At 68.3% G+C, this 11266-nt stretch carries 9 protein-coding genes and 1 tRNA gene; 6 read left to right on the top strand and 4 right to left on the bottom strand.

Annotated features, from left to right (window positions below; translation table 11 throughout):
* Positions 1-110: 110 nt before the first annotated feature.
* Entirely contained in the window at positions 111-1748 is a 1638-nt protein-coding gene (locus ACFVM3_RS34660; protein WP_378444119.1) for an ABC-F family ATP-binding cassette domain-containing protein, read from the bottom strand.
* 146 nt (positions 1749-1894) lie between these two features.
* Here ACFVM3_RS34660 and ACFVM3_RS34655 point away from each other — a divergent pair, with 146 nt between their 5' ends.
* Together ACFVM3_RS34655 and ACFVM3_RS34650 are read left to right on the top strand one after the other, a co-directional pair.
* On the top strand, positions 1895-2785 hold the full coding sequence (locus tag ACFVM3_RS34655) for a PaaX family transcriptional regulator C-terminal domain-containing protein (protein WP_378444118.1): 891 nt from the start codon (positions 1895-1897) through the stop codon (positions 2783-2785).
* Between the two features lie 36 nt (positions 2786-2821).
* On the top strand, positions 2822-3601 hold the full coding sequence (locus tag ACFVM3_RS34650; RefSeq protein WP_378444117.1) for an enoyl-CoA hydratase/isomerase family protein: 780 nt from the start codon (positions 2822-2824) through the stop codon (positions 3599-3601).
* Between the two features lie 4 nt (positions 3602-3605).
* Here ACFVM3_RS34650 and ACFVM3_RS34645 read toward each other — a convergent pair whose 3' ends face one another.
* Together ACFVM3_RS34645 and ACFVM3_RS34640 are read right to left on the bottom strand one after the other, a co-directional pair.
* Positions 3606-4514 (bottom strand): CU044_5270 family protein, encoded by a 909-nt coding sequence (locus ACFVM3_RS34645; protein WP_378444116.1) that lies wholly within the window; start codon positions 4512-4514, stop codon positions 3606-3608.
* A complete protein-coding gene (locus tag ACFVM3_RS34640) occupies positions 4507-5109 on the bottom strand; it encodes an RNA polymerase sigma factor (RefSeq protein WP_378444115.1) in 603 nt (200 codons plus the stop codon). The genes ACFVM3_RS34645 and ACFVM3_RS34640 overlap by 8 nt, the downstream gene beginning before the upstream one ends.
* 221 nt (positions 5110-5330) lie before the next feature.
* Here ACFVM3_RS34640 and ACFVM3_RS34635 point away from each other — a divergent pair, with 221 nt between their 5' ends.
* The 4 genes from ACFVM3_RS34635 to ACFVM3_RS34620 all read left to right on the top strand — a co-directional run bounded on the left by ACFVM3_RS34635 (position 5331) and on the right by ACFVM3_RS34620 (position 10163).
* The gene (locus tag ACFVM3_RS34635; protein ID WP_378444120.1) at positions 5331-7547 is read left to right on the top strand and encodes a glycosyl hydrolase family 18 protein; all 2217 of its coding nucleotides are present in this window, start codon (positions 5331-5333) and stop codon (positions 7545-7547) included.
* Positions 7548-7622: 75 nt separating this feature from the next.
* Positions 7623-8648 carry a lactonase family protein gene (locus ACFVM3_RS34630; protein WP_378444114.1) on the top strand — a complete coding sequence of 342 codons (1026 nt, stop codon included), beginning with the start codon at positions 7623-7625 and terminating at the stop codon, positions 8646-8648.
* A gap of 132 nt (positions 8649-8780) precedes the next feature.
* A complete protein-coding gene (locus tag ACFVM3_RS34625) occupies positions 8781-9950 on the top strand; it encodes an alginate lyase family protein (protein ID WP_378444113.1) in 1170 nt (389 codons plus the stop codon).
* A 139-nt stretch (positions 9951-10089) separates the two neighbouring features.
* Positions 10090-10163, top strand: a tRNA-Pro gene (locus tag ACFVM3_RS34620).
* Positions 10164-10265: 102 nt separating this feature from the next.
* Here ACFVM3_RS34620 and ACFVM3_RS34615 read toward each other — a convergent pair.
* Entirely contained in the window at positions 10266-11240 is a 975-nt protein-coding gene (locus tag ACFVM3_RS34615) for a glycine betaine ABC transporter substrate-binding protein (RefSeq protein ID WP_378444112.1), read from the bottom strand.
* Between the last annotated feature and the right edge of the window lie 26 nt (positions 11241-11266).

Below are 11266 nucleotides of genomic sequence, written 5' to 3'. Positions count from 1 at the left end.
ACACCAGACGTCGCGAAAGTGGCTTTCGCGACAGCCCGACGTCATCCGGCCGATAGCCCTCGCCGCATTTGGTCCTCTGAATGCGGCAAGCATTCAGAGGACCAAACGCATCAGAGTTCCGTGACCTTGCCCTCGGCGACTTCGAGCCGCCGCGTCGTCGCCACCGCGTCCAACATCCGCCGGTCGTGCGTCACCAGCAGCAGCGTCCCCGGATACTCCGCCAGCGCCGACTCCAGTTGCTCGATCGCGGGCAGGTCTAGGTGGTTCGTCGGTTCGTCGAGCACGAGGAGGTTCACCCCGCGCGCCTGCAGCAGCGCCAGCGCGGACCGCGTCCGCTCCCCCGGCGACAGCGTGGCCGCGGACCGGAGGACGTGCGCGGCCTTGAGCCCGTACTTCGCCAGCAGCGTCCGCACATCGGCGTCGGCCAGTTCCGGGACCTCGCGGGCGAAGGCCTCGACCAGCGGAAGGTCGCCGAGGAACAGCTTCCTCGCTTGGTCGACCTCACCGACCACGACACCGGAGCCGAGTGACGCGGCGCCTTCGTCGACCGGGACGCGTCCGAGCAGCGCGGCGAGCAACGTCGACTTCCCGGCGCCGTTGGCCCCGGTGATCGCGACCTTGTCCGCCCAGTCGATCTGCAAGTCCACCGGACCGAGGGTGAACTCACCCCGCCGCACCACCGCGCCACGCAGGGTCGCCACGACCGCGCCGGCCCTGGGCGCGGCGGCGATCTCCATCCGCAGCTCCCATTCCTTGCGCGGTTCCTCGACGACGTCGAGCCGCTCGATCATGCGGTCGGTCTGCCTCGCCTTCGACGCCTGCTTCTCCGTCGCCTCGCTCCGGAACTTGCGGCCCACCTTGTCGTTGTCGGTGGCCTTGCGCCGGGCGTTCTTGACGCCCTTCTCCATCCACGAACGCTGCATCGCGCCACGCGCTTCGAGCGAAGCCTTGGTGTTCGCGAACTCCTCGTACTCCTCACGGGCGTGCCGCCGCGCGACGGCGCGTTCCTCCAGGTACGACTCGTAACCGCCGCCATAGGTCCGCACCTGCTGCTGCGCGTAGTCGAGTTCGACGACGCGGTCCACGGTGCGGGCGAGGAATTCCCGGTCGTGGCTGACCAGCACGGTCCCCGCGCGCAACCCGGTCACGAACCGTTCGAGCCGCTCCAGCCCGTCGAGGTCGAGGTCGTTGGTCGGTTCGTCGAGCAGGAAGATGTCGTACCGGCTCAGCAGCAGCGACGCCATTCCCGCGCGGGCCGCCTGCCCGCCCGACAACGACAGCATCGGCTGGTCGAGGCTCACGGTGAGCCCGAGATCCGCGACGACCTCGCCCGCCCTGTCGTCCAGATCAGCCCCGCCGAGCGCGAGCCAGCGGTCGAGCGCGAGACCGTACGCGTCGTCCGCGCCGGGTTCCCCCGCGGTGAGCGCTTCGGTGGCGGCGTCGAGCGCGGCCTGCGCGGTGGTGACACCGGTGCGCCGGGAGAGGAACGCCCGGACGGACTCACCCTCACGGCGTTCCGGCTCCTGCGGGAGGTGACCGACGGTGGCCGTCGGCGGGTTCAGCCGGACACTGCCCTCCTCCGGCGGGACGAGGCCGCCGAGGGTCTTCAGCAGGGTCGACTTGCCCGCGCCGTTGACTCCGACGAGACCGATCACTTCGCCGGGCGCGACGACCAGGTCGAGACCGGAGAACAGAACACGGTCGCCGTGGCCGGCGGCGAGATTCTTGGCAACGAGTGTGGCGCTCATGAGATCGGTAAGTCTACGGGGGCCGATTGGACACCTCGTGGTCCCTCGGAAGAGTGGCAAGTATCCAAGCGATCACGGAACGTGGGTAGCCTGGTTGTTCTTCTGGACCCGAACGAATCCCCGAGCATTGAGGTCGGTGACAGCAAATGGCGGACTCCGCCACCCAGGTCCCCGTCGTTTACCAGCAGAAAGGCGGTACCCGTAGGCCGACGTTGAGCAGGCGGCGGGAAGTCGGTCATGCCAGCGCGCGGTCGCTGCTGATGACGATCCTCGGCGAGTACGTCCTGCCCCGTGACCAGGCGATCTGGACCTCGGCGCTGGTCGAGGCGTTGCACGTGCTGGACATCGAGGAGAAGTCCGCACGGCAGGCGCTGGCCCGTTCCTCCGCCGAGGGCTGGGTCGTCTCCGAACGCGTCGGGCGAAGAGTGCGCTGGTCGCTGACTCCACCCGGCAGGCGCCTCCTGACCGAAGGCGCGGAACGGATCTACGCGTTCGGCAACGAGGAGAAGGCCTGGGACGATCGCTGGCTGATGCTGATCGTGTCGGTCCCCGAAGCGAAGCGGGATCTCCGGCACAGGCTGCGCACCCGCCTGACGTGGGCCGGGTTCGGTTCGCCGGTGGCCGGTGTCTGGGTCAGCCCGGATCTCAGCCGCCAGCGCGAGGCCCAGCAGATCGTGCAGGACCTCGGCCTCGACGCGCAGGCGATGTCGTTCACCGCCGCCTACGGTGATGTCGGCGATCAGGAGACGATGGTCGCGCGGTCCTGGGACCTGAGCGATCTCAAGGACCGCTACGAGGACTTCATCGACCGGTTCACCGGTCTGCATCCCTCCGGTGAGCGCGGTGTCCTGCGCGCGCAGACCGAACTCGTCCACGAATGGCGCAGCTTCCCCTTCCTCGATCCCCGGCTTCCGCTGAAACTTCTCCCCGACGGTTGGAGCGGCGTGCGCGCGGCGGACCTGTTCCACCGCAAGCACGTCGAATGGCGACCAGAAGCACAGGCGCAATGGGACGAACTCGTCGCGGCGTCGGGCTAGGGTCACGGAAAACGACCCCCATCGGAGGGAACCGCCTTGGCCGCCTCGATTCGCCTCGACCGTGAAGACGACCTCGCCGTCCTGACCATCGCTTCGCCGCCGCTGAACCTCTATACGGCGGAACTGCAGGCCGAACTGGGCGAGGCGATCGGCGAACTGGAGGCCACGCCGCCGCGCGCGGCACTGATCCGCGCCGAAGGGAAGATCGTCAGCGGCGGCGTGGACGTCTCCCTGTTCGACGCCCAGTCGAGCGCGGCCGAGGCGAAGGTGCTCTTCGACGAGATGCTGGCGATCCCCGACCGGATCGCCGCGCTCCCGTTCCCCACCGTGTTCGCCGCCCACGGGCTGTGCTTGACGTGGGCGTTCGAGGTCGCGGTCGCCTGCGACATCGTCCTCGCGAGTGAGAAGGCCAAGTTCGGCCTGGTCGAACGGGTCGTCGGCCTGACCCCGACCATGGGCGGCACGCAGCGGCTCGCCGCCCGCGCCGGTGTCGGCCGTGCCAAGGAGTTCGTGATGACGGGCGCGACGTACGACGCCGCGACACTCGAACGCTGGAACGTGGTCAACCGGGTGCTCCCGGCCGACGGTTTCGACGAGGCCGCGCGCGCCTTCGCGACCGACCTCGCCCAGGGGCCGACGCGTGCGCACGCCGCCACCAAGAAGGTCCTGGAGCACTACGAGCACGGCGGCGTCGCCGAGGCGAACGAACACATCACGACGATCGCCGCCGGGCTCTTCGACACCGAGGACCTGCGCGCCGCGGTGAAGTCGTTCCTCGCCGACGGCCCCGGCAAGGCGACCTTCACCGGCCGCTGAACCGCTACGGCCGCTGACCTGCCGCGTCCACCACACCGGACGCGGTCACCGCGGTCGAATTCGTGCCCAGGTACCGGAAGGTGTCGGCGGCGAAGACGATCACCACCGGTTTCGCCACCTTGGGGTCGTCCCCCGGCCTCAGCGGCCAGGTGATGCCAACCCCCGGCCTGCCCGCCGCGTCCTGCGTGTGGTCGATGGCGCGCAGCCCGGGGACCTTCGCCGCCGCGCCGAACAGAGCCGCCCGGACCGCAGGAGAAAGATAGCTCTCGTTCGCCAGCGAGAGGACGTCCTTGCCCATCGCGTTGAAGTCGCCGTCGTGACCGCTGTGGTCGGCGTTGAGATATGCGAACATCGCGTCCGCGTCGGTGGGGAGATCCGCCCGATGAGCGGGCGACGGCGTGCACGGCTCCGTGACGCCCTTGAGCGGCTCTTCGCCCTTGTACGCCTGCGCCCGCCCGTTCCGGCAACCCGGAAGCGGGAAGGAACTTCCGTCCGCCATCTTGATCAGACCGTCGTGGGTGCCATCGGCCGAACGCCAAGATTCCCGCTCGCCGTCGGGCTGCTTGGTCTTGGTGTAGACGAACTGGCTCGGCGTCGGTGGCGTGTCCGGCGCCTTCAGCGCGGCCGCGGCGGCGTTCCGGAGCACCGTCACGGGATCCGCGGCGGCCGAGGGAGGTTCGAGGCCGACCTGTTCGACCGGCGCCAGCGCGACGACGGCGGTGATCGCCGCGGCGAGCCCGAGCGCCCCGGCCCCGGTCCACACCCAGCGTCGCTGGTTCCTCGGCGGCGCCACGTTTTCCGGTTCGGCGGCGGTGATCTCGGCCACCAAGCGCTCCCGCGCCCGGCCGAGTGCGCCGGATTCCGCGAGTGGGACCGAGCCGGTCCGCTCGGCGATCAGCTGCAGCTCATCCATGGGTGGAGATCTCCTTCGAAGTCGTGGTGTCCGGGCGCCCCAGCGCCTCGCGGACCTTTCGGCGGGCGCGGTTGAGCCGAGAGCGGACGGTGCCGAGCGGAATGCCCAGCGCCGAGGCCACTTCCTCGTAGCTCAGGCCTTCTCCGGCGAACAACGTGAGCGCGTCCCGGTCGCCGTCGGCCAGTTCCGCCAGCGCGGAGTCCAGCAGCTTCCCCATCGCCTCGGCGGTCACCTGCTCCGCGACGCGCTCGGCGTGCCCTTCTTCGTGAGACGGCGGGCCGAGGGCTTCCCGCAGCTTCAGCTCCTTGGCCTCCTCACGACGCCGTTGCGCCACGAGGTTGGTGGCGATCCCGTAGAGCCATGGCCGGGCGTCGCGTCGCTCCGTGTCGTAGCCCTCGCGTTTGCGGAAGGCCACCAGGAACGCTTCTCCCAGCGCGTCCTCGGCGGCGGCGGGCCCGATGCGCCTGACCAGGTAACGGTGGATGTGCGCGGCATGCCGGTCGAAGATCGCGGAGAACCAGTCCGGCCTGGTCACCGATCTCGCGATCAGCTCCGCGTCTTCGAGATCGTCCGGATCCGCCCCAGATGAGCTCATGAACCGCCCTTCGCCGTTCGTCAGTGTCACCTGCTGTCCGCAGCCGGGGCCGAACGGGTTCACGGCAGCCGAATCGGTCTAGACCTTTTATGCGTCCCGCGCTACATTCAAGTGTGGTCTAGACCACACGCGCCATCATTCAGAGCAGGTCAGTCTCGCCGCCTCTTTTGGAGAGAACCGCCATGAGACGCACCCGAAAACGACTACTCAGCGCACTCACCGTGACACTCCTCGCCGCCGGGCTCCTGGTAGCCGCGGGCACTCCGGCGCTGGCGGCGGGCCGCCTCCGCGCCGCCTTCACCTTGACCGGGACCACCGGCGAGTACACCGTCACGAACCCCAGCAGCGAAACCGTCGCCGACTGGTCCATCACCTTCACCGTCCCCGCCGGGGTGACCGCCACCAGCGGCGCCAACGGCACGGTTTCCCAGACGGGCAACCAGGTCACCCTCACCCCGGCGTACTACATCAAGTCGCTGGCGCCGGGCCGTTCGACCTATCCCTACAGCCCGTCGTTCCGGCTCAGTTCCGCGGTCAACCCGACCACCTGCCGGATCGACGACGCCAACTGCGACGGTTCCGGGGACACCCCGCCGTCGACGCCGGCCAACCTGCGGCTCGTGGCGAAGACGACCACGACCGCCGCGCTGGCCTGGAACGCCGCCGCCCCGGGCTCCCTGCCCGTCGTCGGCTACGACGTCTACCAGGGCACCACGCTGGCGACCTCGGTCACCGGCACCGAAGCGAGGATCACCGGGCTGACGCCGAACACGGCGTACAGCTTCACCGTCGTCGCCAAGGACCGGAAGGACGCCAAGTCGCCGCCCACCCCGGCACTGGCGGTGACCACCAACAATCCGAGCGACGACACCCAGGCACCGACCGCGCCGTCGAACCTCCGCTCGACCGCGGTCACCTCGGGCTCGATCTCCCTGGCGTGGAACGCTTCCACCGACAACACCGGCGTCGTCTCCTACGACGTCTACCGCGGCACGACCCTCGCCACGACGGTGACCGGGACGACCGCGACGGTGACCGGGCTTTCACCGTCCACTTCGTACTCTTTCACGGTCAAAGCCCGCGACGGGTACGACAACGTCTCCGCGGCGAGCGCCGCCGTCAGCGCTCGCACCGGCGACATCGTGAACGGGTACGCCCGGGTCGGTTACTTCGTCCAGTGGGGCATCTACGGCCGCCAGTTCTTCGTCAAGAACCTGGTGACCAACGGATCCGCCGCCAAGCTGACCCATCTGCTGTACGCCTTCGGGAACATTGACCCGGTCAACCACACCTGCCTTTCGGGCGTCACCAAGGGGACGACGCCGAACCCGCAGGACCCGAACCAGGGTGACGGCGCTGGTGACGCGGAAGCCGACTACTCACGGCCGATGTCCGCCGCCCAGTCCGTCGACGGCGTCGGCGACACCGGCTGGGAGACGCTGCGCGGCAACTTCAACCAGCTGAAGAAGCTCAAGGCCAAGTACCCCAACCTGAAGATCCTCATCTCCTTGGGCGGCTGGACCTATTCGAAGTACTTCTCCGACGTCGCGGCCACCCCCGCGTCGCGGCAGAAGTTCGTCGCGTCGTGCATCGACACGTACCTCAAGGGGAACGTGAAGCCGTACGGCGGCGCCGGCGGTCCGGGTACGGCCGCGGGCATCTTCGACGGCATCGACATCGACTGGGAGTGGCCGGGCAGCCCCGACGGGCACCCGGGGAACCACTGGAGCGCCAACGACAAGACGAACCTGACCGCGCTGCTGGCCGAGTTCCGCACACAGATGGACGCCTACGGCGCGACCACCGGCAAGCGGTACGAACTGCAGGCGTTCACCCCCGCCGACCCGGCGAAGGTGAAGGGCGGCTGGGAGATCCCGAAGATCTTCGACTACCTCGACGTCGCGAACGTGCAGGGCTACGACTTCCACGGCTCCGGCAGCGACAACTCGTGGGAACCGAACCGCACCGGCCACCAGGGGAACCTCTACGCCGACGCGGATGATCCGTACAACTTCAAGTTCAGCGTGGAGTCGGCGATCAACGCCTACACCGAGGCCGGGGCCAATCCACGGAAACTCACCCTCGGGCTCGCCTTCTACGGGAGAGGCTGGCAAGGGGTCGCCGACGGCGGCAAGAAGGGCGAATGGCAGAGCGCGACCGGAGCCGCGCCTGGCCAGTTCGCCGAGGAAGCAGGTACTCGTGGCTACGCGAATCTCTTGGCCAGTGTCCCCAACTGTGCCGTCCAGCACGACACCGCGGCCGTGGCCACGTCGTGCTACACGGGCAACGGAGGGCAATGGTGGACCTTCGACGACGCCTGGTCCATCCAGCAGAAGGTCGCCTGGCTCAAGACCAGAGGGCTGCTCGGGGTCATGGCCTGGGAGATGTCCGGTGACACCGGATCCCTCATGACCACAGTGGACAACTCGCTGAAGTGACGGGTTCCCTCGCGCGTGGCGAGCCACGCGCGAGGGGGCTTCACCTTCACCTCGGCTTCCTGCACAGTGTGGTTCGTGACTTCAGTGAACGACGAGCGGACTCTGCTCATCGCCGGCTCCTACACGGCGGCGGGCAACGGCAATGGCGAGGGCATCGGCACGTTCTGGCGCGACACACGGACGGGAGAGCTGACCCCGGCCGGTTCGCTCACGCTGGATTCGCCGAGCTGGCTGGCCCCGCATCCCGCGCTTCCCGTGCTCTACGCCGTGAACGAAACCGCCGAAGGTGCGATCACCGCGGTGGCCGTCGCCGAAGACGGCACGCTGTCGGCCCTGAACTCCCTGCCGACCGGTGGCGCTGATCCGTGCCACCTGGCGGTCACCCCCGATGGCCGGTACCTGTTGTGCGCCAACTACAGCAGTGGCAGCCTGGCCGCTTTCGCGCTCGGCCCCGACGGAGTGCCCACAGTGCGGACCGCGCTGGTCGAGCACCAAGGCAACGGCCCGAACACCGAACGGCAGGAGGCGGCGCACGTCCACATGGCCGTCGTCGACGAGACCGGAACGCTGGTCAGCGCGGTCGACCTGGGCACCGACGAGATCCGCAGCTACCGCCTCGGCGAAGAGGGCGAGCTGATCCCCTTGTCGGTGTCGACGCTGCCCGCCGGGACCGGTCCACGGCAGCTGGTCCGGCGCCCCGGCACGAATCACGCGTACGTCGTCGGCGAACTGGCCGCCTCGCTGGTGACGGTGTGCGAAGAGCCACCGGGCACGTTCGCCGTCGAGAACTCCGTTCCCGCGACACTGGAACCCGGCGGCGAGAACCTCCCCGCACAACTCGTCCTGCACAACGAGCACCTGTTCCTGTCGAACCGCGGTCCCGACAGAATCACGGAGTTCACCTTCGACGGTGTGCTTCCGCGGGCCGTCGCCGACCATCGGACCGGCGCGGGGCCACGGCACTTCTGCGTTGTCGGCGAGCATTGTTACGTCGCGTCGCAGAACTCTGACGCGATCCAGGCGTACGAACGCGCTACCTGGCGCCTGATCGGCTCCTATCCGATCGGAAGCCCGGCCTTCATCGACGTCTGGCCGCACTGATTCGTTCAGCCCGCTGAACGGGCGGGCCTTCTTTCTTTTCGAGGTGAACAAAGCTCTTGACGTGCCTGGTCCAGACCATGACACTGAATCGCGCGCCGCCGGTGACTGGTTCACACCCACTCGAGGAGACCCATGTCCCTACCGAGGAAACTGCTCACCCTGACCACGCTCGTCCCGCTGGCACTGGGCCTATTCAGCGCCCCCGAGCAGGCCGCGCCCGCCACCTTCACCCATCCCGGCGTCCTGGTCGGCCGGCCGCACTTGGATTTCGTCCGCGCCAAGGTGCAGGCCGGCGCGCAACCGTGGAAACAGGCTTACGACGCGATGATGTCGAGTTCGTACGCCTCCCTGTCCCGGTCACCGAAACCCCGCGCCATCGTCGAATGCGGTTCCTATTCGAATCCGAACATCGGCTGTACCGATGAGCGGCAAGACGCGATCGCCGCGTATTCGCTTTCACTGGCGTGGTACATCACGCGCGACGCGAAATACGCGGCCAAGGCGATCGAGATCATGGACGCGTGGTCCGCGGTGCTGAAAGATCATACGAACAGCAACGCTCCCCTCCAATCGGCATGGTCGGCCTCCTCGTGGCCACGCGCGGCGGAGATCATCAAGCACACCTACACGGGCTGGCCGAATTCCGGCCGCTTCGGCACCATGCTCAGGAACGTGTACCTGCCGGAGGTGATCAACGGCAGTCACAGCAACGGCAACTGGGAACTCAGCATGACCGAGGCGGCGATCGGCATCGCCGTATTCCTCGACGACAAGGCGACGTACGACAAGGCCGTCGCGAAGTTCCGCACCCGCGTCCCCGCCTATCTCTACTTGAGCAGCGACGGCGCACTCCCGAAGACCGCGCCCGGCAGCGGCCTGAACACCCGCGACAAGATCGTCAAGTACTGGCAAGGCCAGACGACGTTCGTCAACGGCCTCTCCCAGGAGACCTGCCGCGACTTCACCCACACCGGCTACGGCCTCGCCGCCATCGCGAACTTCGCCGAGACCACCCGCATCCAGGGCCAGGACCTCTACCCCGAGATCGCCGACCGCCTCCGCGAAGGCCTCGGCTTCCACGCGAAGTACCAGATGGGCGCCGCCGTCCCGTCGTGGCTGTGCGGCGGCAGCCTGAAGCTCGGCCTCGGCCCGATCACCGAGGTCGGCTACAACCACCTCCACACCCGCCTCGGGCACACCATGAGCAACACCGAAGCCCTCACCCTGCGCCAGCGCCCGGCGGGCACCAACAACCTGTTCGTCGCCTGGCAGACGCTCACCCACGCCGGCAACCCCCAGTGACCCCGTGAGGGCCGCCCGAATGCGGCAGGGCGGCCCTTACGGACCGTTTCCGCAGCTCAGACACACAGTGACCCCTGGTTGCAAGCCCCCGTCCGGGACCCGCTAAAGTACTCACATCGCACTCCACGGAGCGCGGGTCCGGGCTGTGGCGCAGTTTGGTAGCGCACTTGACTGGGGGTCAAGGGGTCGCAGGTTCGAATCCTGTCAGCCCGACCGGACGAAGCGGGTTTCCGTAGCTCACCAGCTGCGGAGGCCCGTTTTTTCATGTGTCACCGCCCGAAGAGGACGTCTGGAAATCCGGACCCTGCCGGCGGTTCAGCTGATGAAGCCCGCCGACTTGAGCCAGTCGCGGGCGACCGTGGCGGGTTTCTGGCCGTCGACGCTGACCTTCTTGTTCAGGTCCGTGAGCGTCGCGGTGTCGAGCTTCGCGGCGATCGGCGTGAAGATGTGCTCCAGCTGCGGGTATTTCTGGGCGAGCGCAGTGGCGATCGTGATCGCGGGGTTGTACGTCGGGAAGAAGTGCTTGTCGTCGTCGAGCACGGTGAGGTTCTGCGCGGCCACGCGCCCGTCGGTGGAGGCGACCGAGCCGAAGCCGCAGGGGTCCCCCTTGCCGATGCTCGGGTAGACGACGGCGTCGTTGAGCAGGTGCACCTGCGGGTCGGGCAGGGTGAACCCGTAGGTCTTCGCCAGGCCGGGGAATCCGTCGTCCCGGCTCTTGAACTCCGGGCCCATACAGGTCGAGGCCGCGGCCGGGTCCCGCTTCACCAGGGCCGCGTAGTCGGACAGCGTCTTGACGCCGGTCCGGGCCAGTGTCGCCGGGTTGCCGGCGAGAGCGTAGGTGTCGTTGGCGGGCGAGCGTGCCCACCACGTGACGCCGTTGGCGGTGTCGGCTTGCTTGACCGCTTCGTACTGCGCCTGCGGGTCACTGATCGGCTTGGTCTGATTGAGGTAGCTCACCCAGGCGGTGCCGGTGTACTCCCAATACAGGTCGACCGCGCCGCTGGTGAGCGCCCTTCGGACGTTGCTCGATCCGGTGATGTTGGTCTTGTCCTCCGGGCTCGCCCCGGCCGCCTGCAGTGCGGCGATGGCGATCTGCCCGAGCAGCAGCTGCTCGTCGAACTCCTTGGAGCTGACCCGGATCTGGGCGCCGTTCAGCGCGTCGATCTTCTTGATGGATCCCTCGCCCACCTGGGCGCCGGTCTCGTCCTTGCCGATCGTGCAGCCTGCCGCGAGCGCCGCTGCCACGGCGAGCGCGAGCACGACGGCGGTCGTGCGCTGGAGCATCCGCATGGGTCCTCCTCCTTGAAGTCGGTCGA

It is taken from the genome of Amycolatopsis sp. NPDC057786 (assembly GCF_042797905.1).
Taxonomy (GTDB): Bacteria; Actinomycetota; Actinomycetes; order Mycobacteriales; family Pseudonocardiaceae; genus Amycolatopsis.
The sequence above is the reverse complement of the archived record's forward strand: the minus strand, read 5'-3'. Positions and strand labels throughout refer to the sequence as shown.